Source organism: Candidatus Lokiarchaeum ossiferum, from assembly GCA_025839675.1.
GTDB classification, from domain to species: domain Archaea; phylum Asgardarchaeota; class Lokiarchaeia; order Sigyniarchaeales; family Promethearchaeaceae; genus Lokiarchaeum; species Lokiarchaeum ossiferum.
On the sequence record CP104013.1, the window covers coordinates 4704792 to 4728749 of the forward strand.

The 23958-nt window shown below is 33.6% G+C and carries 19 protein-coding genes; 12 read left to right on the forward strand and 7 right to left on the reverse strand.

Annotated features, from left to right (window positions below; translation table 11 throughout):
- The first annotated feature begins 31 nt into the window (after nucleotides 1-31).
- Complete coding sequence (locus tag NEF87_RS20215; RefSeq protein ID WP_457917248.1) at nucleotides 32-6856, forward strand: hypothetical protein; 6825 nt, start codon at nucleotides 32-34, stop codon at nucleotides 6854-6856.
- Between the two features lie 20 nt (nucleotides 6857-6876).
- Here the strand turns inward: NEF87_RS20215 and NEF87_RS20220 are convergent, their stop codons facing one another.
- A complete protein-coding gene (locus NEF87_RS20220; protein WP_457917249.1) occupies nucleotides 6877-7050 on the reverse strand; it encodes a ribbon-helix-helix domain-containing protein in 174 nt (57 codons plus the stop codon).
- A gap of 164 nt (nucleotides 7051-7214) precedes the next feature.
- Here NEF87_RS20220 and NEF87_RS20225 point away from each other — a divergent pair, with 164 nt between their 5' ends.
- From NEF87_RS20225 to NEF87_RS20240, 4 genes are all read left to right on the forward strand, one after another.
- The gene (locus NEF87_RS20225) at nucleotides 7215-7538 is read left to right on the forward strand and encodes a hypothetical protein (protein ID WP_371803292.1); all 324 of its coding nucleotides are present in this window, start codon (nucleotides 7215-7217) and stop codon (nucleotides 7536-7538) included.
- A gap of 68 nt (nucleotides 7539-7606) precedes the next feature.
- The gene (locus tag NEF87_RS20230) at nucleotides 7607-8155 is read left to right on the forward strand and encodes a hypothetical protein (protein WP_371803293.1); all 549 of its coding nucleotides are present in this window, start codon (nucleotides 7607-7609) and stop codon (nucleotides 8153-8155) included.
- A gap of 79 nt (nucleotides 8156-8234) precedes the next feature.
- Complete coding sequence (locus NEF87_RS20235; RefSeq protein WP_371803294.1) at nucleotides 8235-9074, forward strand: hypothetical protein; 840 nt, start codon at nucleotides 8235-8237, stop codon at nucleotides 9072-9074.
- Nucleotides 9075-9076: 2 nt separating this feature from the next.
- Nucleotides 9077-9691: a P-loop NTPase family protein gene (locus tag NEF87_RS20240; protein ID WP_371803295.1), complete on the forward strand. Its 615-nt coding sequence runs from the start codon at nucleotides 9077-9079 to the stop codon at nucleotides 9689-9691.
- 9 nt (nucleotides 9692-9700) lie between these two features.
- On the opposite strand, the gene NEF87_RS20245 is transcribed toward NEF87_RS20240, so the two are convergent.
- Complete coding sequence (locus NEF87_RS20245) at nucleotides 9701-10798, reverse strand: bifunctional 3-deoxy-7-phosphoheptulonate synthase/chorismate mutase (RefSeq protein ID WP_371803296.1); 1098 nt, start codon at nucleotides 10796-10798, stop codon at nucleotides 9701-9703.
- 98 nt (nucleotides 10799-10896) lie between these two features.
- Here NEF87_RS20245 and NEF87_RS20250 point away from each other — a divergent pair, with 98 nt between their 5' ends.
- A complete protein-coding gene (locus NEF87_RS20250; RefSeq protein WP_457917250.1) occupies nucleotides 10897-11502 on the forward strand; it encodes a hypothetical protein in 606 nt (201 codons plus the stop codon).
- A gap of 28 nt (nucleotides 11503-11530) precedes the next feature.
- Here NEF87_RS20250 and NEF87_RS20255 read toward each other — a convergent pair whose 3' ends face one another.
- Nucleotides 11531-12757 carry a hypothetical protein gene (locus tag NEF87_RS20255; protein WP_371803298.1) on the reverse strand — a complete coding sequence of 409 codons (1227 nt, stop codon included), beginning with the start codon at nucleotides 12755-12757 and terminating at the stop codon, nucleotides 11531-11533.
- A 267-nt stretch (nucleotides 12758-13024) separates the two neighbouring features.
- Between NEF87_RS20255 and NEF87_RS20260 the strand changes: the two genes are divergently transcribed.
- From NEF87_RS20260 to NEF87_RS20280, 5 genes are all read left to right on the forward strand, one after another.
- Nucleotides 13025-13381, forward strand: coding sequence for a 50S ribosomal protein L18e (locus tag NEF87_RS20260; protein ID WP_371803299.1), 357 nt, complete (start codon nucleotides 13025-13027; stop codon nucleotides 13379-13381).
- Nucleotides 13382-13391: 10 nt separating this feature from the next.
- Nucleotides 13392-13871 (forward strand): 50S ribosomal protein L13, encoded by a 480-nt coding sequence (rplM, locus tag NEF87_RS20265; RefSeq protein ID WP_371803300.1) that lies wholly within the window; start codon nucleotides 13392-13394, stop codon nucleotides 13869-13871.
- Between the two features lie 19 nt (nucleotides 13872-13890).
- On the forward strand, nucleotides 13891-14292 hold the full coding sequence (locus NEF87_RS20270; RefSeq protein ID WP_371803301.1) for a 30S ribosomal protein S9: 402 nt from the start codon (nucleotides 13891-13893) through the stop codon (nucleotides 14290-14292).
- Between the two features lie 49 nt (nucleotides 14293-14341).
- Nucleotides 14342-15205, forward strand: coding sequence for a DNA-directed RNA polymerase subunit D (locus NEF87_RS20275; protein WP_371803302.1), 864 nt, complete (start codon nucleotides 14342-14344; stop codon nucleotides 15203-15205).
- A 251-nt stretch (nucleotides 15206-15456) separates the two neighbouring features.
- The gene (locus NEF87_RS20280; RefSeq protein WP_457917251.1) at nucleotides 15457-16758 is read left to right on the forward strand and encodes a serine hydroxymethyltransferase; all 1302 of its coding nucleotides are present in this window, start codon (nucleotides 15457-15459) and stop codon (nucleotides 16756-16758) included.
- Nucleotides 16759-16874: 116 nt separating this feature from the next.
- Here the strand turns inward: NEF87_RS20280 and NEF87_RS20285 are convergent, their stop codons facing one another.
- On the reverse strand, nucleotides 16875-18080 hold the full coding sequence (locus NEF87_RS20285; protein WP_371803304.1) for a DUF7121 family protein: 1206 nt from the start codon (nucleotides 18078-18080) through the stop codon (nucleotides 16875-16877).
- A gap of 188 nt (nucleotides 18081-18268) precedes the next feature.
- Between NEF87_RS20285 and NEF87_RS20290 the strand changes: the two genes are divergently transcribed.
- Nucleotides 18269-19693, forward strand: a complete 1425-nt coding sequence (locus NEF87_RS20290; protein ID WP_457917252.1) for a tRNA (adenine-N1)-methyltransferase — start codon at nucleotides 18269-18271, stop codon at nucleotides 19691-19693.
- On the opposite strand, the gene NEF87_RS20295 is transcribed toward NEF87_RS20290, so the two are convergent.
- From NEF87_RS20295 to NEF87_RS20305, 3 genes are all read right to left on the reverse strand, one after another.
- Nucleotides 19682-21442, reverse strand: a complete 1761-nt coding sequence (locus NEF87_RS20295) for a double zinc ribbon domain-containing protein (RefSeq protein WP_457917253.1) — start codon at nucleotides 21440-21442, stop codon at nucleotides 19682-19684. The genes NEF87_RS20290 and NEF87_RS20295 overlap by 12 nt on opposite strands.
- 126 nt (nucleotides 21443-21568) lie before the next feature.
- Nucleotides 21569-23035 carry a hypothetical protein gene (locus tag NEF87_RS20300; RefSeq protein ID WP_371803307.1) on the reverse strand — a complete coding sequence of 489 codons (1467 nt, stop codon included), beginning with the start codon at nucleotides 23033-23035 and terminating at the stop codon, nucleotides 21569-21571.
- 165 nt (nucleotides 23036-23200) lie between these two features.
- Nucleotides 23201-23848 carry a YggS family pyridoxal phosphate-dependent enzyme gene (locus NEF87_RS20305; protein WP_457917254.1) on the reverse strand — a complete coding sequence of 216 codons (648 nt, stop codon included), beginning with the start codon at nucleotides 23846-23848 and terminating at the stop codon, nucleotides 23201-23203.
- Nucleotides 23849-23958: the final 110 nt, after the last annotated feature.

Consider the following 23958-nt stretch of genomic DNA (forward strand, 5'->3'; position numbering starts at 1 on the left):
AACTCCTTTTTTGATAAAGGGTGACTAATCGATGCTGAAAACACGGGAAGAAGTAAATCAACTAATTATTGATGCTGACAAATTGATTCAACAAGAAAAAATTTCAGAAGGACTTGCATTATTCGATAAAGCAAAAAAGCTTGCGATTGCATTAGATTGGGCTGAAAGAGAATCGCAAATATCTCAAATGATTTCTGATGTGCATTTTAATGTAAAAAAAAGACGATTTCTTGAAGAAAAACAAAAAAAAATCGAAGAAAATCTCAAGAAACAGCAAGATGATGAAAATAAATTAGTCGCTGCTCAAAAAAGGGTATTTGATAAACAACAACAAAATAAACAATTGAAATTAGATCAGTTAAAACAGAAGAAGGAATTTGAATCCCAACAATCCGAAAAAGCTTATAATCAATTAGAAATTGGCTCTAAATTTGTTTCTCAAAACCAGTTTGGGGAAGGATTGAATGCTTTTCAAGAAGCGCTAAGAATATTTACTGAAATACATTGGTCCGCAGAAATTATGCGTACTAAAGAATTAATTTCAGACACGAAAAATAGAAAAAATGAATATGATGTGAAACTTCTCAAGGAAAAACGAAATGTTGAGACTCTCCAAAAATCTATTCAACAGGAAAATAAAATTATTGATTCAGAACGAGAAAAAAAAATTTTGGAAGATCAAAAGAAGAACTCAATAAATGAAGAAAAAACAAAGAAACAATCTTTTGAAAATCAACTTTCAGATGAAATGTATGATGAAATTTCAAAATGGGAAAAAATTGGTGATGAATACCTTAAGCAAGTTAAATCTGGAAATATACTTTCTACTGAGTGCCCATATCCACAAATTATTGAAATTTACTCCCAAAATTACAAAAAAGCAAAGAATCTTGGCTGGACAAATCAAGCAAATCGATTTTTTGAGGGTATCTCTTTATATAAGGAAAAAATGGTAAGAGATCAAAAACTCAGAGTTATTGAAGAAAGAAAAATATCTAAATCCAAAGCAGATCAAGATTATATCAATAAAAAAATTAAAACTTCTAAGTTATTGCAACAGGAAAGACAACAAAAAATAGCTTCTAAACGTCAAGAAGAAGAATTGAAAGCTCAACAAGAGCAAGCTATCGCGGATGAAGTATTGAAATCCATTGATACGATTGAGTCTACAATTAAGCTATATGAAAATCGTGCTGATCGCATTCCCTATGAGTGTCCATATGCCCAAGCCATTGAAATTTATAAGGCGGGTGCGAACCGTTTAAAGGAACTCGGTTGGACGGAGCAATCTCAACGTCTTTATGATGGAATGAATACATATCGCGAAAAATTAACCAAAGATCAACAATATAGAGAATCCGAAGCCAATCGTATTGCAAAAACCAAAGAAGAAGCGGAAATGTTAGAAAAACGGGCGACTCTTTCCAAACAATTACAGGAAGAAAAACAACAAAAACTCTTGTCCCAACGTCAAAAAGAAGAATTGAAAGCCCAACAAGAACAAGCAATCGCGGATGAAGTGTTTAAATCCATTGATGCGATTGAGTCTACAATTAAGCTATATGAAAATCGTGCTGATCGCATTCCCTATGAGTGTCCATATGCCCAAGCCGTTGAAATTTATAAGGCGGGTGCGAACCGTTTGAAGGAACTCGGTTGGACGGAGCAATCTCAGCGTCTTTATGATGGAATGAATACTTACCGGGAAAAATTGACCAAGGATCAACAATATAGAGAGTCCGAAGCCAATCGTATTGCAAAAACCAAAGAAGAAGCAGAAATGTTAGAAAAACGAGCGGCTCTTTCCAAAAAATTACAAGAAGAAAAACAACAAAAACTCCTGTCCCAACGTCAAGAAGAAGAATTGAAAGCTCAACAAGAGCAAGCTATCGCGGATGAAGTGTTTAAATCCATTGATGCGATTGAGTCTACAATTAAGCTATATGAAAATCGTGCTGATCGCATTCCCTATGAGTGTCCATATGCCCAAGCCATTGAAATATATAAGGCGGGTGCGAACCGTTTAAAGGAACTCGGTTGGACGGAGCAATCTCAACGTCTTTATGATGGAATGAATACATATCGCGAAAAATTAACCAAAGATCAACAATATAGAGAATCCGAAGCCAATCGTATTGCAAAAACCAAAGAAGAAGCGGAAATGTTAGAAAAACGGGCGGCTCTTTCCAAACAATTACAGGAAGAAAAACAACAAAAACTCTTGTCCCAACGTCAAGAAGAGGAATTGAAAGCTCAACAAGAGCAAGCTATCGCGGATGAAGTGTTTAAATCCATTGATACGATTGAGTCTACAATTAAGCTATATGAAAATCGTGCTGATCGCATTCCCTATGAGTGTCCATATGCCCAAGCCATTGAAATTTATAAGGCGGGTGCGAACCGTTTGAAGGAACTCGGTTGGAAGGAGCAATCTCAGCGTCTTTATGATGGAATGAATACTTACCGGGAAAAATTGACCAAGGATCAACAATATAGAGAGTCCGAAGCCAATCGTATTGCAAAAACCAAAGAAGAAGCGGAAATGTTAGAAAAACGGGCGGCTCTTTCCAAACAATTACAGGAAGAAAAACAACAAAAACTCCTGTCCCAACGTCAAAAAGAAGAATTGAAAGCCCAACAAGAACAAGCTATTGCGGATGAAGTGTTTAAATCCATTGATGCGATTGAGTCTACAATTAAGCTATATGAAAATCGTGCTGATCGCATTCCCTATGAGTGTCCATATGCCCAAGCCATTGAAATTTATAAGGCGGGTGCGAACCGTTTAAAGGAACTCGGTTGGACGGAGCAATCTCAGCGTCTTTATGATGGAATGAATACATATCGCGAAAAATTAACCAAAGATCAACAATATAGAGAATCCGAGGCCAATCGTATTGCAAAAACCAAAGAAGAAGCGGAAATGTTAGAAAAACGGGCGGCTCTTTCCAAACAATTGCAGGAAGAAAAACAACAAAAACTCCTGTCCCAACGTCAAGAAGAGGAATTGAAAGCTCAACAAGAGCAAGCTATCGCGGATGAAGTGTTTAAATTCATTGATACGATTGAGTCTACAATTAAGCTATATGAAAATCATGCTGATCGCATTCCCTATGAGTGTCCATATGCTCAAGCCATTGAAATTTATAAGGCGGGTGCGAACCGCTTGAAGGAAATCGGTTGGACGGAGCAATCTCTGCGTCTTTATGATGGAATGAATACATATCGCGAAAAATTAACCAAAGATCAACAATATAGAGAATCCGAAGCCAATCGTATTGCAAAAACCAAAGAAGAAGCGGAAATGTTAGAAAAACGGGCGGCTCTTTCCAAACAATTACAGGAAGAAAAACAACAAAAACTCCTGTCCCAACGTCAAAAAGAAGAATTGAAAGCCCAACAAGAACAAGCTATTGCGGATGAAGTGTTTAATTCCATTGATACGATTGAGTCTACAATTAAACTATATGAAAATCATGCTGATCGCATTTCCTATGAATGCCCATATACGCAAGCCATTGAAATTTATAAGGTGGGTGCGAACCGCTTGAAGGAACTCGGTTGGACGGAGCAATCTCAACGTCTTTATGATGGAATGAATACTTACCGCGAAAAGTTAACCAAAGATCAACAATATAGAGAGTCTGAAGCAATGAAAGTGCTAAAGACCCAAAAAGATACCGAATTGCTGGAAAAACGCTCCCTTTTATCCCATCAACTAGAATTAGAAAAAAAGCAGCAAAAATTGCGTCATGAACAAGAATTAAGAGAAAAAGCCAGAAGAGAGAAATTACTAGGTGAAAGTGTTTTTAATGAAATCGATAAAATTGAAGCTGTTATAAAAAAATATGAATCCTTAGAGGATATTATCCCATATGAATGTCCATACTCTGAAGCCATAAATGTTTATAAAAAGAGCGCAAATCGGTTGAAAGATTTGGGTTGGCTTGAACAATCTTTACGATTGTATGATGGAATGAATACTTATCGAGAGAAACTTGCAAAAGATAAGCAATTTCGTTTAAATGATGCAAAAAGAATCGTAAAGACGAAGAAAGATGCCGAGATGTTAGAAAAAAGAGCAGCTATCTCCAAAAAATTACAACAGGAAAAAGAACAACGTATAATTAAGGAAAGAGAAGCAGAAAAGGCAAAACTTGATAATCAAACTACTATTGCAAATGAAATTTTTAGACAAATTGATGAAATTGAAGAAATTGTCAAGAATTATGAAAACAATGTTGATATCTTTTCGATTGAATGTCCCTACTCTATTGCAATAGAAAAGTATCAATATGGTTCAAGGAAATTGCAAGAGATTGGGTGGATTGAAGAATCAACTAGGTTGTTAGATGGGGTTGAGCTATATCGTGAAAAATTGATTAAAGACAATACTTTTCGCCAACTCGAGAAAAAACGAATTGAGAAAATTCAAGAAGATGCTGCTTTAATTGAACAACGTGTAAATTTATCTAAAAAATTGAAAGAAGAACGAGAAAAGATAGAAGAAGAGCAAAGATTCCGAGAATTGGAGAGTAAAAAACAAAAAGAGTCTTTAGCTCAAAAAGTTTTTTTGGAAATTGATGAAATCGAAAATCAAGTAAAACAATATGAAAATCAACCGGATAGAATCCCATATGATTGTCCTTATCAAAAAGCTATAAATATATATCAAGAAAATGCGTCAAAATTGCGTGATATTGGTTGGGGCGAGGAAGCTGCTCGATTATTTGATGGTGTGAATACTTATCAACAAAAATTAGCTGCAGATAAAAGTTATAGAAAGTTGGAAATGCTGAGAGTTGCAAAGACCAAAGAAGAATCTGAAATGCTCGAACGAAGAGCTAAGCTGGCCAAAGAAATTGCTGAAGCAACTAAAGCTAAACAAAAAGCTGCAGAACTTCAAATAGAAAAGGAAAACCAATATAAAAAAGAACAAAGTGATATTGCTTTTGAATTAATGGATAGGGGAAATTTGCTTGCTAATGAACATAATCTTTTTGATCAAGCAATAGAAAAATTCAAGGAAGCTCAAGAAATTTTTCGTAATATTCATTGGTTTGCAGAAGAAGAGAAAGTTTTGATGCAAATATCTCATTTTCGGGAACGAAAGCTTCAAAAACAATTAGAAGAGCAGAAAAATAAAGAAGCTTACTTTAAACAACAAAAAGAAATCGAAGAAATAGAGCAACTTGCGAAATTGAGCCAAGAAATCCAAAATAAAAAATTAAAAGAAGAAGAAACTAGAAAGAGAATTGATGCTGAAGATAAACGAAAACAAGCTGAAATTGAATTTCAAAAACGAATCGAATTATCCCAAAAGCTAGAAGCAAAAAAATTACAAGAGCGACAGAAAGCTTTACAAGAAGAAATTAATAAAGAAATGCATAATAAGCAAATTCATGACGAATGCCTGGAACTTCTAGAAAAAGCACGCGTTTTCGTGACTGATCAGAAAATTGAAGCAGCATTAAAAATTTATAATACAGTGATTGAAAAATATGCTTCAATTGACTATTTTGACGGGATTAGACTAACAAAAGATACTATTCTTAAGGTAGAACAAGATTTTGAAGAATTTAAGAAGCAAGAAATGTTAAAACTCAAGTCTATTCAGGAAAGAAAGGAAGAAGAAGCGAGATTGGAAAAATTGATTTTAGCTGCTAAAGAAGAGTCGGAACGACAAAAGCTTGAAGAACAAAAAAGATTTTTGCAAGAAGAAGTAGAAAGGGAGGAAAGAGAGCAAATTCAAGATGAAATTATTACTTTAATTGCAGATGCTGGAAATCTTGCACAAAGTAATAATTTTGAAAAATCACTTGAAATCTATCAAAAAGCTTTAAAATTATTTGATAAAATTTCTTGGCCGTTAAAACATCAACAAGTAAAAAGCATCATTAATGAAGTTAAATCAAAGAAAAAAACTTATGAAGAAAATCTTCGCCTTAAAAAAATCCAGAATGAAAAGTTGGAGGCTGAAAGGAAAGAATTTGAAGAGATGATGGCTCAACAAGAAAGAAAAAGAAAATCACAAGAAGAACTCGCTGAGCAGCAATCTATGGAAAGACAGATTGAGATCGCTCGTCAAAAAGAAATGGGTGATAATGCATATCGCATGTTAGAATTAGCTGAGAATTCAAGCGAGTCTCGTAAAAAATATCTTGGTTTACATTATTTTCACTATGCTCTATTTAATTTCAAGACTATTGGATGGGATCGTGAAGCAAAAACTACCAAAAAAAGGTTTATTGGTATATATAATTCTATTCAATCTCCATTAATTGATGTTAATGAACTTTTGATGAACGAAAAACTTGAAAAGGAGTTTCACATAATGAATTCTTTAACGCAAGTTATTAAATGGAAGAATAGAAACGATTTTTCCGCTGCCCAAACCGAAATTAAGACGATCATTCATCTGGTTCAAGAATTTGGGTGGGTTAAATCCTTAAAGTTACTCCAATCATTTCAAGACCAATTGAAAATTGAAGAAAAATTGTATCTGAAAGAATTGGAATCTGAACAATCTAAACCAAGTGAAGAAAAAGCAAATAAATTAATAAAACAAGCTACATATCAAATAAAACAATTATCCTATGATAAAGGAATTAATTTGGCTGAAGAAGCTCACGAAATGCTTGTCCAGATTGGAAGGGCGAGAGAAGCGAGAACTGTGGAGCAAGAATTGTTGAGGTGGAAATTGAAAGCGGAAAAAGCGTTACAAAAGAAAAATTCATCCGATAGATCGGAATCTCCAAAAATATCTCAATATTTAACTGATGAAGAACGAAGAAGAGCAATTATTGATGAAAGAAAGCGTAGGAGAAGAGAAGCTCGCAAAAAATTTCAGAAATAATTCAATTTTTTCAAATTTTTTTAGTTTTCCCCTTTATTTTTCCTATTTTCAATCAATTTTTTGAGTTGAATTTCATTACGTATTAAATCTCTAACTGCAGTACGAATAGCTTCGCTTCTGTTGGGGAACAATTTTTCATTTACTAATAAATCAAGCGTTTCAATATAAGCTTCAGGTATGTAAACAGTTAACATTTTCATAATTCTCTAATTTTAGAAAGATTTTTATCGATTAGTAGTTTTTCATAAAATTTTAAAAAATTTCCAACCCCTTGCCCGTACACGTTACAAAATTATTATATACCGCGTAACACATAAGATACTTTGAAAATATATTTAAAAAAAATGTGATTTAAAATATGATAGAAGCACTAAAAGAACACTTAGAAAATGGAAAAGATTGGGAAAAATTGGAAACTGATATACCTGGAGTTTTTGTCGTTAAAATTCCTGGTACAAAAACACGTTCTTCTCGATTAATGGTTGAAGTTAATCCTATTAATAAACTAACTGGAACTCCAAAGAAGCGCAAAGGACTATTTATTGCCGATTTTGAAATGTATTTACAATTCCAAGAAGCCTTAATGGAAGATGAGGTTCCTGCATTGATTAAAACGCTCGAAGAAGTTAATCCAGAACCTGCTTCAAGTGCAAAAGCTAAGAAACTGAAATTGAAAAGTTAAAAATTAAATAAAATCAATAACTCAACACTACCCAATCTTTTTTAATTATCTCATTCATGGTAAATATAATGCAAGAAAAAGAGATCAAAGTTCTGTTCAATTTGAAAGAATCTCTTAAAAAAATGGTTCAGACAAAAACAGAACAAATTCAGTTAATTGAAAATGAAATTGGATCTTTAACTAAACAGTGTGATATGATTGATTATTTAATTTCGGATGGATCTTTTATTTCTGCTGCAAATTTGATAGATGCAGAAACTGCTGCGAGTGATCATCAATCTCAATTTCAAAATTTAGAATACACTCAAAAAATTTTTTCTCCATCCAAAGAATTGTTAACCGTTTTGCAATTTCAAAATAATTCTGTGTTTATTCGCTTTCCTAATCCTGGAATTTCGAAAATAAATCAAGAAATTTATATAAATGAATTTGTTAAACCCCATTTGGTTTCTCTAAAAAAAATTGAACATGATTTAACTCCTAATATTACAAAAAATATTTACGATTCAGAAGAATACTTAGATTCAATCACACTATCCAATATCTCAAATTTCGAAAGCTTTGAATATATTGTTGAGAGTATCAATGAGATATTTAAAAATCAATTTCCAAAATAAATATCTGGAAAAAAAAATTATAACCGAAAATTTTTAGGCATTTAAGCCTAGTGGAAAATATAGTAACAAGTGAAAAGTAATGGTGAAGAAAACAAAAAAAAAGGAAGCAATTTTAGTCTTTCCCAAAATCCATTCTCGATTCAATGATGAAAAAGTTGAGACTGCTTTGATGAATAAGGCGAAGGAATTGCTTGGTACTGATGAGCAAGATTTAAATTTCATTCTCCTCAGTGGTCAGTTTTATGATACCCGTGGATGGGCATATTCAGCCCTCCGTTCTTGGAGAGGGGCGATAAAACCATCAAGCTCGAAAAAAAAACCTCTATTGGATGCAACTTTCGCATGTTTGTCCGTTTATCTATCATCGCTAATCTCATTTCAAGCAGACTTTGCATTTGCTTATGATGAGATCAAAGATATATTAGTAAAAGAAGAACGAGATGATTTATGGGCAATTATTGAAGAAAAATTACCTTTTGTGAGTTTACCTCCTGCAGAAATGTTTCCTCCAGGGCTGAAATCTCCTATCGCTCCATATTATACTCTTAGGCAAGATGAAGACATTTTCTTAGGGGAATTGTATGGTTCTGTTTTTCTATCTAATTTTGTATCGAATTTAAAGAGTCGTTTCTTCGTTTATTTTAATTTTGAAGGAAATTCTGCTTTTGGGTATTTTAATCAGTTGCCTCCAACGAAGAATTTCGGCTTTGGAAAAACGCCGAAAACCTTTGATGATGAACCAACAACAGAGAATATTGTTCGTTTCATAAATGAAGAAGTTGATAACTTGAAAGATTTATTAGGGGTTTTAATTTCATGTCATAATACTTCTGTTTTAGAACAATATTTAGTTGATGATTATGAAACTTTCTTAAATAAATTATTAGAAATTGAAGAAATTGATGAAGGAGAAGGATAAAAATGACAAATTTAGGCTTATTAGGTGCAGTTTCAGTTGGAAAAACCACTATACTGCGATTATTTGTAAAATATTTGAAAACTAAAAAAATATCTGATGTCAAAGGTGGAAAAAGTTGTACGGTCGTGAAAACAGACTTTTCTGGTGAAGCCGTCCTTGATCCAGAAACTGGTGTTAAAGAAACCAAAACAATTCATCCAAACCGGGTAGTATTTCGAGAGAATGAATTGAAGAGAAATCATACATTGTTTGCTCCTGGTGGAGACAGAGGTAGGGCCGTTGTTCGCATGGGTGTCATTACGATTTCACGGATTGCGAAACAAATCATTGCGGTATTTGATTGTAGCCGTCCAATTAAAGATCAGTTCCAATTCTTCCGAGATGTCCGCTTTTTCCCAAAAGGAATATTTGTGTGTTTTAATAAATATGATTTGGTACCAGAAGCGGATCGGGAAAAAACAATAGAAAACATGAAAACTGAAATTGTTGCTTTCTTTGCTAAGCGTAAAATTACCGTTAAAGAGTTTCATATTGTATGTGCAGAAAGCATTGATGGTATGGAATCATTTAATGATGCAGCTGCAGAAATGATCTTAAAAATTGCAACCAACATTTAATTCATTCTTTTAAACCCTCTCTTTTTTTTGTAATTCTCTCATCTCTGTTATTATGAGATCAAAGATTTTTTGAACTAAAGCGGGATTCAATGTGTATTTCTGTGCCAAATTTGCATATTTGGTTAAAATTTCTTTTTCTCTTTCCGGTTGATAAATTGGAATTTGATTTTCTCTTTTGAATTCAATTAGAGAAGGCACTAAACTCATTCTTGTTGCTAATAAATCAATGATATCTTCATCCACGCAAGAAATTTGGTGGCGAATTTCTGATAAATTTAAGGTAGTGCCAGTAATAATTTTTCGCTCAACTTCTAAGATAGGTTTAATCTGATTAATCAACTCCGAAAATTGTGCTATATCAAGTGATTGAGGTCCATCACTCATTGCCACCTCTGGATTTTGGTGTACTTCAATAATTAATCCATCTGAATTGCTTGCTATTGCAGCTTTGCACGCTGGGGTGATTAATTCTCGATTCCCTGTTGCATGGCTCGGATCTACAATTATAGGGAGGTGCGTTCTCATTTTGATCAAAGGAATAATTGATAAATCCAAAGTATTTCTGGTTATTGTTTCAAAAGTTCTGATACCTCGTTCACACAAGATGATGTTTTCATTCCCTTCAGTCATCAAATACTCTGCAGAGTTCAACCATTCTTCAATTGTTGCAGACATACCTCTTTTCAATATTATGGGGTTGTTGATCTTTGCCAATTCTTTGAGTAATTCAAAATTTTGCATGTTACGTGCCCCAACCTGCAGAATATCGGCATGCTGAGATGTCGTTTTGACATCTCGAGGATCCATTACTTCTGTAATTGTTGGGATTTTTAGTTCTTCCCCTAAATCTCTAATTATTGTTAAAGCTTCTTGTCCTAAACCTTGGAAGGAATATGGGGATGTTCGCGGTTTGTACGCTGATCCGCGAATTAAATTTGCACCAGATTTTTTAACAGCGATTGCTGTTTCGAAGTACTGATCTCGATTCTCGACTGCACAAGGTCCTGCTGCAATTGCGAAAAATTTTCCACCAATTTTCACATTTTTTACTGTGATAATAGTATCCTTTTTTTTATAATCTCGACTGTACCGCATAATTTTTGACATGCTTAAATATGCTCCACAATTGAATTATATGAACACCCAAAGAAAATATTTAGGATTTATCTTATATGAAAATTTTACCCTTGAATTCATTTTGTAAAATGAAGATTGAAAATAATATTCCTCGAGAATTTTTTGATGCAATAATTGCTATTTTTGCTCTTTATCCCTTCTCAGAAAAAGTAACATTTTCTCTTGAATTCATTCCAAATTCTTCAAAAGAAAAAGAATTTCTTCAATTAATAAAAAAAATGGGTGTGGAATTTATAGATAATGCTCATTCGGGAGAATTCTCCCTAAGCGGAGGTACTTTTTTAGATGGCCTGCAGATTGATTGTAATATTTACTCAAAGTTTCTTCCGATCTTAATAGTGATTGGAGTATTTTGTAATTATGATTCTCGGTTTTACAATTTGAAAAAAATTTCAGATGAAGAACGGAAAATTATTGAAGATCTTTTAAAAATATTACAATCTATGGGGGTACAATATGCTATTACTCAAGATTCCGTTTTTTTACAAGGTCCTCAACAAATAATTGGATTCAAACAAGAAAACGTTAATAATTTAAGTATTGCAAAATCCCTTGTTGTGGCTGGTTTGTACGCCCGGACGTCTTCAGAAATAAAGGTTGTGTCTAGTTTGCAAGAAAAATTTAATTCATTTACCACTTATCTTGCTGATTTTATATGTGAATTTAATAATTAGGAGAAAATAGTAATAAAAAAAAAATTTTTTAAGTTCGAATCCTTCTTGGGTTGTAATGGAGAGTCAATTCACTATTTGTGACAACTACGCTTTTAATCATTTTGCATTCTTTCTGAATTTTTTCATATTTCATTTTAACTGCATCAATTTTAGCTTGATCCTCCTTCTTTTCCGCTTTCCGAATTAATTTTAAGTATTTTCCCTTTTTCTTAAGTGCCTTATAGATATGTTTGTATTTTGTATCAAGATCATCTAAGAATTTGATTAAAATTCCAAACAAGATAAGAATTCTTCGAAAGACTACGGATCGATTTAATTCTTCAAACTCCTTTTCCCCGCGGAATCGAATTGTAATTTTTCCACCAATATTTAACTTGCGATCATCGATTTCTGCAACTCTTTGATTTGTTTCTGAATTATAAACAAAGAAATCTTTACCTGGTGTAAATCTCCTTCCTTTTATTCTGAAAGTGGTTAGTTCTCCCGTTTTTGGATTTGGGATTGTAAACATATACCTATCCCCGATAATTGTATGAGTGCGCATTAAACCTACCCGATAATTATAGCCTGGAAGGTTAATAAAGAAGAAGGGCCTGGCTTTTCCTCTATTTTCTCCCATCATTCCATTTGTACTATTTATTATACTCTCTTCAAGTGTTCCTCGCCATCTTCCAGCATGCCCTTTTTTCTTTTTGTCGCGTTTTAATTCCGAGAAGGTTTTAATGACTAATCTTCTTAGCAATTTTGCATACTTATCAGGATCATAGTCTTGGCTTAATTTTTGAGCCTGTTTTACAATTATCGAATTTTCATCACTTGGATCCCAAAATGATTTGTTAATGCCCAAGACTTCTTTATATTCTAGTATTTTCTTTTCCCGCTTTCGTTCCTTTAAAGGTTTTGTTAAATCTTCTGGAGAATACCCAAAAAAGGTGATATCACCTTTTACTTCCATACTTGCAGTAAATTGACGGCTTTGAGCTCGATATTGGTCTTGTTGTCGAATACCCATTGTGGCGGTATGCATTTGCGTTTTCCATAGATCAATTTCTATGCGTTTATACCATTCACGACTCATTTGGATTGCTTCTTTTTCTCCATCAATATCTTCTGGTGAAAAATCATCCATATTTAATGATTCATCTTCTTCCGAGCCAATTTCAAGTTCTTGTAATGAATCTTTTACCTCATCAAGATCGGTGAAATTTTCATCGTCCAATTCTTCATCATATTCATCTTTTTCTTCTTCCGACATTTTTTGATCTCAACTTAATATTTTTCTATTAGATACTACTCTTCATTTTGTAAATGGAAAATATAAATATATTGGAACTTTTTCAACCTCTAGGAGATTTACCCAGACAAAAATGACTTGTTATTTTTCCAATAAATTGTGGATGAATCTTTGTGAATCTGGAATTTCATTGGCTATTTTTCCCAAAAATGCCATAAAATCAAAAAAAATTAAAATGATGGTGATTTTTTCATCTTATATATTTATTAAAATATATAGGTTTTTCAAATGACTAATAAAGTTACAGGGCCGAGCAATGTGCAAAAACGCATGTTAGCTCGCAAGTTATGGCAAACTAAACGCCGAATTTGGCGTGATGTTTCTAAACGACTTATGGCTCCCCAGAAAAATCGAGTCGAGGTTAACTTGGCGAAATTAAATCTTGCAACATCCAAGGATGACGTTGTTGTCATTCCAGGAAAAGTCTTGTCTGTTGGTAATATGACCAAGGCAATCACCGTTGCTTGCTACGCCATCTCATCCTCAGCTGCGAAAAAGTTGGAAGAGTCTGGAAGTAAACGAATCTCTATTGAAGATTTGCTCAAGCAAAATCCTTCTGGTAGTGGAGTTAAAATAATTGTATAGGGTGAAAAAAATGGCAGATAAAATTAATTGGAAAATATTAGATGGTTCTGATTTAATCATGGGTCGATTATGCTCTCAAGTTGCAAAACTTGTTTTGTTAGGCGAGCATGTTTTGATTACAAACGCCAAAGATGTTGTTATCAGCGGTAGACGTAATGAAATTCTTGAAAAATATGTTCATTTGCGACATATAAGAAATTTATCCAATCCTCGAAGAGGACCATTCCATTCAAGCCGACCAGATACTTTCTTACGACAAAAAGTTAAAGCTATGCTCCCAAAGAATGCTCGTGGTCATGAAGCTTTAAAACGATTACATGTGTATATTACAGCAATTCCAGTAGTAAAAGCTGAAAAATATGCTAATCAAGAACCAATTGTTTTTGCAAATGCATCGGCAGAACGTCTCCGATCTAAATATATTACAGTTGAAGATGTATGTAATAATATGGGCTGGACCCGAAAACGTGGTCCTGGACAATCCGCATAGGAGATATTAGGTGAAAATCATGAAAATCATTCAAACAAGTGGAAAACGTAAAAGAGCGATTGCACGAGCAACTGTTCGTGAAGGTACTGGAGTTATTCGAATCAATGGGATTCCAGTGAATAAATTAACTCCTGATCTCGCTCGAATGAAAATTGAAGAATTATTAATTATCGTCCACGATGAAAAATTAGCTACTGTTAATATCGATGTTAAAGTTGAAGGCGGTGGCGCTTTAGGTCAAATTGATGCTGCTCGAATTGCTTTGAGTCGAGCTATTACTCAATTCTTAAAGAAGAAAACCGTTGTGAAAAACATCAAGGCATATGATCGAAGTATGCTTTCTGGTGATTCCCGACAAGTTGAAACTAAACATTGGGGTGGACGAAAAGCCCGAAAACGTTTCCAAAAATCCTATCGTTAAGATAGAATCCTTATTTTTTTTTATAGTTATTCCCACCGAGTTGATCCCCGTGAAAATTGACGTTTTTGAAAGAATTCAAAATAAAAACTTAGATATTGTTCGTTTTGTGTTAGATGGTGTTGGTGTCGAGCTTGCAAATGCCTTTCGCAGGATAGTTTTAACTGACGTTCCAAGTATGGCGATTACAGAAGTCCTTTTTATTGAAAATGATAGTGTTCTTTATGATGAGATGATTGCTCATCGGTTAGGATTAATCCCCATCACATCAGATTTAAAAAATTATAATCTACCTGAAGAATGTTCCTGCGGCGGTCAAGGGTGCACTTTGTGTCAAGCCCAACTTATGGCTGAAGTTCATGCTGACAACGGTGAACGGACTGTATATTCTGGTGATTTAGAATCAATGGATCCAAAGATTCATCCTGTCAATGGTGATTTTATAATCGGAAAGTTAGGAAAGAAATCTTCTTTGGTATTTGAAGCCTATGCTCAACTTGGACGTGGTAAAGAACACGCTAAATTCCAACCTGTTTGCTCCATCGGATACAAATATTATCCTGATGTTGTGATTGATAATTCGTTATTTTCCTCAGAAGAAGAAATTGATGAAGTAATTAAAAAAGATCACACGCAATTATTCCAAAAAGTTGATGGAAAATTGGTCTTACCTGAAAATTATTGGCAAGGTCCAGATTTTACTGGATCTTGTGAAAAATATTGCCCACCTGGTGCGGTTAAAGTGAACTATGTACCAAATAAATTTGTGTTTACCGTTGAAGGTTCGGGTGCAGTACCCTTAAAAGAAATTTTTGCCAAAGCTGTTGAAGTATTTCTTGAAAAAGTGGATGAATTTGAAGATCAATTAAGCAATATTCAAATTACCCAAAAAGTTATCGCAAAATATGAGAATTAATTTTTTTTCTCTTGTCTTTTTCTAAACTACCCCTTATTTCATTTATTCATTTTTGGCTCCATCAAGAAAGAAATGATCTTTGAGAGTATCAAATTTAAAATATAATTTTAACAAAATCGTTGCCTTAAGGAATGGACCATGGGCATTTTTTCCCGCTTTTCCATTCTTTGATTGCCATTGGTTTCATTGCAGAAAGTATTTAAATAAAGCGGTATGAAATTAATGCTAGAGAGTGCATTTTTATGAATTTAATGAATGACATAGAAACTAGCGATCCCAAAATATCTGATATGATTTTGCGGGAATTGAAACGTCAAGAAGAAGGTGTTGAATTAATCCCTTCCGAGAATTATACTTATCGATCTGTTATGCAAGCAGCTGGAAGTGTGTTCACAAACAAATATAGTGAAGGATACCCTCATAAAAGATATTATGGAGGTAACGAGATTGTTGATGAATTGGAAACACTCGCCATAGAACGTGCAAAAAAATTATTCGGGTGTGAACATGCTAATGTGCAACCATACTCTGGATCACCTGCGAATCAAGCCGTCTATTTTGCTTTATTAAATTTGAAGGATAAATTCTTGGGATTTAATTTGACATCCGGAGGGCATTTAACCCATGGAAGCCATGTAAATTTCTCAGGCAAGAATTATACTTGTGTGAGTTATGATGTAGATCCCAAAACTGAAATGTTGGATATGGAAGTTGTCCGTAAAATCGCAATAAAAGAAAAACCAAAAATGATTATTTCTGGATTGACAGCCTATCCTCGAAAAATTGATTTTAAGGCATTTCAAGAAATAGCAGAAGAAGTTGATGCATATCACATGGCAGATATTTCTCATATTGCGGGATTAGTCGCAGGAGGTGTTCATCAAAGTCCTATTCCTTATGCCGATGTTGTGACTACTACCACCCACAAAAGTTTACGTGGTCCACGTGGAGCTATAATTATGTGCAAGACAGAAGATCGTCTTCATGATTTATATCATGCAAATTCTAAGAAAAATCTTGCTCAATTAATTGATTCGGCGGTGTTTCCTGGATTGCAAGGGGGTCCTCATGACAACGTGAATGCTGCAAAAGCTGTAGCATTTAACGAAGCTTTAAAACCAGAATTTAAAACTTATGCAACCCAAGTTGTGAAAAATGCCAAAGCCTTGGCGGAAGAATTGATGGCTTTAGACATAAAATTAGTATCTAATGGAACCGATAATCATTTAATCTTAATTGACATGCGTCCCGATGGGTTAACGGGTGAGGGTAAATTGATTCAAAACGCATTAGATGCGGCCGGAATTACTGTGAATAAAAATACTGTGCCTTATGAGCCTTCAACTCCCTTTAATCCTTCTGGAATGCGGCTGGGGACTCCAGCAGTCACATCCCGAGGAATGAAAGAATCAGAAATGAAAGTAATCGCGGCTGGAATTGCAAAAGTTATTAAATCAAAAGGTGATAAAACCGTTTCTGCCAATGTTCATAAAGATATTCTTGAATTGACTGCAAAATTTCCCTTATATCCGGGAATGTCTATTTTAAAATAGTTTAACTTTTTTTTATTATCTTTTTTATTATACAAAGAAAATACTATATTCATCAAAGAGATATTACTCAATAAAACGGGTAAGAAAAGGTATAAAAAAATAGAATAAGAAAATTATTATTTCTTATTATTGGCCGCATCTTCTAAGAAGGCACGGGCTTCAAAGATATTCAATTTGACACCTTTCTTGATTTTAACTTGAGCGTCCTCAAGGGTCATCTTGTGAATTTCTTTCTTAATTTTCTTCTTGTTTTGGTATTGAGCTTTTCGGGTAATACGCTTTTGTCGATTTAATTTTTGACTGGATTCAATCAAACGCTGGTGGTAGATGTCAGCAATATATCGATTTTCGTTCAATTCTCTTTGTAATCCCCGTTTTTCATTTCGTAACTCATCCATTTCTTTGGAAACATCTAAGTATAATAAATGGTAATTTTGAGATTCTTCAGCGGTTTCTCGAAGGGTATCATTGGTTTGTTTTAAATCTTCACGGTAAGATCGAATGTTATCAATTTGATCTTTGAATTGTTTTGGTTTTTGATTTTCTTTCAACAATTCTTGTAATTGTCGTTCCAATTTATCAATTTCATCAACGATTTGATTTTCTTCTTTTAATTCTAAATCTTCAGTCTCAATCTTCTTTTCTAATTGATCGATTCGTCGCCGTAATCGACTAATTTGGGTTCCCACGCCCTTTCGCTTCTTAGGATCATCAGATTTACGTGCTTCTGATTTAGCATCCTTTAACGAATTGCGGGAATCATTAAGATTTTCAGAGATGTTATTTTTAGATTTTTTAATATCTTGAACCTTTTTATTTAAGGTATCGCGTTTATTGCGATAGTCAAGAGCTTGAGTACGAACGTTGGAAATTTCAATTTGGATTTTTTTTATCTTATTAATTAATTCCCGTGTTTCGTTATTATGAGCATCACGTTTTGCTTTTAATTCGCCAACATCGTCGATACGTTCAACTTCTTGGACGATCTTTTTAAGTTTAGGCGATTTACTGAGATCAATCTTTGGTTGTTTTCTCTTTTTCTTACCTTTTTTACCCTTTTTATCTGCTGTACTTTCTTTTTCCTTAGGTTCTTTTACAGCTTCAGGTTTTTCATCGTCTTCATCTTCTTTTTCTTCTTCGTCGTCTCCGTCGTCTTCTTCATCGTCATCTTCTAAGACGTCATCAACTTCATCATCAAGAGTTTCTTGGTCAACGTCTTCTTTAACTTCGTCATCTTCGGAAACGTCTTCAACAACTTCAGATTCTTCTTCAGAAGGAGCTTCTACTTCTTCAGCTTCTTCTTTTTTCTTTTTACTAACCATTTATTTAGGCACCCAAAATAACCATGATTCATTATGGTTTCTGACAATTTATTTCTCTCACAACAAAAATTTTATGAAAAAAGAGTTGTAAGATCAAGAAATTTTAGTCGAAGAAAGCCTTTTAAGTTTTCGATTTTTTCTCAAGGGCTTAAGTAAAATTTATGATTTTTGCTACTTTACACCTTTTAATGACAGTTATACAAGATGGTGATTTGATCTTCATTGTTCACGATAAACGGAGACAATGGGTGAGAAAAGTCCAGGCTAAACAGCAATTTCATTGCGATAGGGGATTTCTACGTTATGATGATATCATTGGAAAACCTTTCGGAGAAACTTTTTTACTCCAACCTAATAACCATAAAGTTGCATTATTAAATCCATTACCTGGTGATATCATTTCACACATGAAACGTCAAAGCCAGATTATTTATCCTGAAGATATTGGATTAATTTTAACTTCTAGCGGTATTCATCTAGGTTCCAAAGTGATTGAAGCTGGAACTGGGAGTGGAACTGTGAGTAGTGTTCTGGGAATGTTTTGCGGAAAAACAGGAAAGGTAAATACCTTTGATATTCGGGAGATTGCTTTAGATCAAGCCCGAAAAAATATTGCTCAGATGGGGGCTGATGGTGTGGTTTCTGCTCAATTTGGTAATATTATTGAAGATAATTTTGAATTCTCGAATATTGATTTTGCTATGTTAGATCTTGCTACTACATGGTTAGCTGTTCCAAAAGTGCTTCCATATCTGTCTGATAATGCTCGAATTTGCTTATTTAGTCCCACTCTTGAACAAGTAAAGAAAAATAATCAAGTTTTAGGCGAATATAATTTCAATAATATAATAACCATTGAAATGATGAAGCGAACTTTTCAAGTGAAACCAAATGCAACCCGTCCTCACGGAAGAATGATTGGACATACCGGATACCTAACATTTGCCAATCGAGATACAAATTCCTTATATTCTTCTGCCTTTTCTGAATATATAACTCCTGAAAATCTTGGAAATTTATTTGTGTATGGGGGGATTGTTCCAGGGATTAAATTGTTAGTTGTGAGTTCTGAAAAATCTTCATTGGTAGAATTAATAAAATATTATTTTAAAGAAGGTGTTGAGTTCATTAAAATTCCTAAGACTTATCCTCCAAACGAAGTATCAACATTCATTAAATCGGCTTGTAAGGTGTTTTCTACAAACTCCTTTAATAGCATTTTGATTGATAATCTTTCTTTACCTGATTTAGTATCTGTTTTGCACCCCCTATTGCTTCCAGGGGGGGCGATGTGTGCTCTAAGTGCTTACGTTGAAAATATGAAAATGATCTTTGATCAATTAATGGAGCTAAAATATTTTGAATTAACATCCTCAGAATTGATTAAACGGCAAATTCTTGTTGAAAACGATGGGTCTTCAACTCACTCTTCTCTATTACCAAGTACCGGTTATATAACTGTGGGAAGAAAAGTGATCGATAAACATCCCTATAAAGCAAAACCTGTTCCAAAAAATGAGTTTGTAGATATTGCAGTTGAAGTTGGCCTCAATCTAAAAGAAACGTTACCTGAAGAAAAAGAAAAGGTTGATTACGCCAATTTACGTGAATAGTGAGAATTGTTGAGACAATCCGCAATACGGGCAAATATCCCATTCATTTGAAATCAATTGGTGGCATTTACGGCATTTTTTTATTTTAATATCTCCACATTGAGGGCAGATTTCAAAATCCGTTTTTAAATCATAGCCACAATTATTGCATTGATAATCTGCTTTATATCCCCAGTTTGGATTTATTTTTAAGATTGAAGAATTTGATTTGGAGGACAACTTTTTATTAAAATTTTGTATTTTTTGATGTCCAAAAGTTGTTATTGAAATAAATTGCGACGATCCACTTTTATAACGAAGAGGATCAGATACAGAAATAAGTCCAAACTCCTCAGCATAGTCAACAATATTCTGCATTTTCATATTTAGGTCATTTAACGATTGGGATGGAAATAATTTAAGCAACGATTTTTCAAACATCTGTGATTTAAGAGCATATTTTTGAGATCTGGAACTGATACCATGTAAAAAATCACGGATGATATCATGATTTAGAAATTTGGCTATCATGAATTTTCGAAAGATTTTTGGTGATGTAAGGGACATAAATTCTTCAGAAATTGAGAAGGATTGAATTTTATGATAGCATTTTGGAACCCATTTGTACCATGTGTTGATTTGATTTTTAAATGAAATTGTTGCTTCTAACTGTCCTTCAAGTCCTGAAGCTGATGAAAAATGGGGTATAATTAAACCCCATTGAATTCCATCTATCAAAGCTTTTGCAATTATTTCTTCAGAGAGATCCACGAAAATTTTCAGTTTTCTGGGTGAATCTATTTGGTTTTTAGCGGAGAGAGCATGAATTACACTATAAAATGTGTTGTAGGATACAAATGGAAGCCACAAATGAGATTTTGATTTTATTTGATCCCAAAAGATTGTTTCCTCTAAAGATCTTTGGGCAAATCGTTCTAATTCTGGGATTTGAGAGGGTTCAAGAGGAGGTTGAGCATTCCACATATTTATAATCATGGCTGTTGAACTGAAATTCTTAGATATAGTGATTGTATCTTGGATATCTGGGTGGGATTGTAGAAAAGAATCTTCCCTATCTCGACGTTTTATTGGATCGGGGGTTGCTATGATTGCTATTGAAGATTCAAATTGCATATCATCTGAATATAGAGTATTGGGTTTCAAGATTTCTTGATCGAGTTCAAAGTTATTCTCTATATTCTTACTTGTAATACGAGTAACCTTCGTTTGTGATATTTTTTTTATTGTTGGAGTTGGTATCTTACTTTGAGCAATAATTGGATGTTGATTAATTGCTTGAGATTTTGGATTTGATTTCAAAGCTGAAGATTGAAGTGCTTGTTCCCTCAGTTTTCGTTCAAAAAGTTTCTTTTCTTCTTCAGCTTGTTTTTTAAGACGGAGAATTTCATTATCTTTTTGTTGTTCAGCAATTTTTTGTTTCTTTCGCTCTTCTTTTAATAATGTAAGTTCTTCTTCTTGCTTTTTTTTAAGAGCTTCCTTTTTTTTAAGTTCACTATCTTTTACTTCTCTCTGTTTTCGTTGCAATTTTTCCATTTCTCGCTGTAAAAGATCGCGTTCTTCCTGTTTTCGTTTTTCTTCTCTTTGTCTTTGTTTTTCTAAGTACGATTGTTGAGGATCTACTCCTGCCTGAATCTCTTTATCTCTCTGATTTTTATCTTTTTCTTTACGATCACGTTCTGCAGTTGCATTTTGGCGTTGTTTGGCTCTCCTTCGTGCCAGTTCCAACGCCCTTTTTCGAGCATCTGACATTTGATTACTCTTCCTCTATCATTATATCTCTCAACAAGCTGTAAGGGAAAAATTTCCTATTTGGATTTAATTTTTTAAAAAGATCGCAAAAAAAATAGATTAAAGAAAATCCAACAAGAAATAACATTACTCTTCCTTGAGTAAATTTGCCTCTTTTAATTTTTCTTTTAATGTGGAGATTTCTTTCATTCGTTCTTCTCTCATGCGAGAATGTTCTGCAAGTTCTTGTTCATCAATTTTTGCGAGCACTATCCCTTCACCCACGATTTTACTCATTAATTCTTCCACAACATCCAATTTACCTTTCAAAGCGCTCAGTTCTTTCAAGCGTTTCGCTTGTTCGTCTTTATGTGCTTTGATCTCATTTTCATCAATTTTCGTTAATTGGATTCCTTCTTTAACTGAATGCATAAGTTCTTCAGCAACCGCCATATGTGTTTTAAGATGATCCATTTCATTGGCTCGTTTAAATTTCAATGCCTGCATCTCTTGAAATTCTTCGGGAGGTATTTCTTTTAATGCCGGTGCTTGCTGGATTTCAGCCATCAAAGAAGCGGTCACATCAAATTTTGCTAACAATTTTTGCTTAATTGCTTCAATATCCTTAATTCGGGCTTGTTTTTCTAATTGGATGTTCTTCTTCACTTCTTCTGAAACAGGCTTCAAACTCGCCTTTTTCATTTCAGTAAATAAATCTTGCATTTGGTTTAGTTCTTTTTTAAGACCCGTGACCTCTTCTAACTTCGAAGTTTTTTCACTCTCAATTTTTTTTAAGTAATTAGAAGCGATCTGGAATTTTGAGAGTAATTCTTCTTGTAATAAACTTTGATCCATGGGTTTTAATTTTAATTCTTTAGAAATATCACTGATCAGATTCGTTGCCAGTTCAATTTTACTTCTCAACTGCGACACATCAGCAAGACGTTTTTGTTTTTCTTGTTGATATGCTTCCAATTCTTGCTCGTCAATTTTTTTGAGACTGATTTTACCTGATCCAATTTCATTAAGAATACTTCCAAAAGAATTTAGGTGCTCAGTTGCTTTAATAAATTCTGCTTTCCTTTGTTCCTTTTGTTGTTCTCTCTTCGCTTTTTCCGATTCTGGTGGAGGATGCAAATTGGTTGTTCCTTCTTTAATTTCATCCAATATATTTCCAAAGGTGATTAATTGATTATTTGCTTTTTGAAGAAGTTCGATCCGTTCTTTTTTATCTTGTTCATATTTTTCCTTGTCTTCTACAGGAACCTTTGCAAGATGCGGACTTTCCTTAATTTCATCTAATAATTTTGTGGTTGAAGAAATGTTTTCTTGTAAGGTTTCGAGTTCTGCCAATCTTTTTTGTTTTTCAAACTCGTAAGCCTTTCTATCTTCTTCTGGAATCGCAGCGAGCTTAACATTACCGCTGGTGAGTTCTTCCATCATGCTTTGAGCATTTTCATATAGTTGCTTTACTTCTCTAATCTTTTTCATGCGTTCTTGACGATTTAAATTTATTTCAGCAATCTCTTCATTACTCAATTTTTTCAATTCTTTTCCAGCATGAATTTCTTCATGAAGATCCGTAATTTCTTTCTTTTCCTCTTCATTTGTCATAGGTGTTTCACTATTATTGTTTTTATCTATGCTTGATTTAGTGTTTTGAACTTAAATGCTTTCTTTTGGTAAGAACAATAGATTAATTATTAGAAAATTTTGCACAACTTGAATGAATAAAACTGAAAATTTTAAGAATAAAAGAAAAAGAAATGAGATTGACACTTATTTATTACGTTTTCCAAATATTTTTGTACCCACTCTTACCATTGTTGCTCCAAATTGTATCGCTTCTTGAAAATCTGAGCTCATGCCCATTGAAAGTTCCGTGAGATGATATGCGTCTTTATATTTTAAAAAAAGCGACTGCATTTTTTGAAAATAAGGTCGGGGTTCCTCACCGTAAGGTGGGATGCACATAAATCCTAATAATTTAAGATGGGGGCAATTAATTATGAAATCCATCAGTTTTTGGACTGATCGGTACGAAATTCCATGTTTCTGTGGTTCTTCGCCTATATTAATTTCTATTAAAACTGACAGGGTTTTTTGAAATTCTCCCGCTGCTGTGTTTAATTTTTGGGCTAACTTCATTGAATCCACTGATTGTACCATATTAAAATATTGGGCTGCTAACTGTGCTTTATTTGATTGCAAATGGCCTATAAAATGCCATTGAATATCTGGTAAATGAGAAGCATTTTGGATTTTTGGAACTGCATCTTGAATATAATTTTCTCCAAAAATACGTTGGCCGTATTGATATGCTTCTTCTATCATTTCTAACGGCTTAGTTTTTGATACTGCAACCAATTTCACCGTAGAAGGAATGTTCAGTGATTGAATTTTCTTACCAATATCATCTGTGGGCATTGTTTAAGAAAATCCATCACGAAACAAAAATGTATTCAAATTCTAAGAAAAATCTTGTCAAATGCTGATAATTGAGAATTATCATAAAAGGATTGAAAAAAATAGAAAAA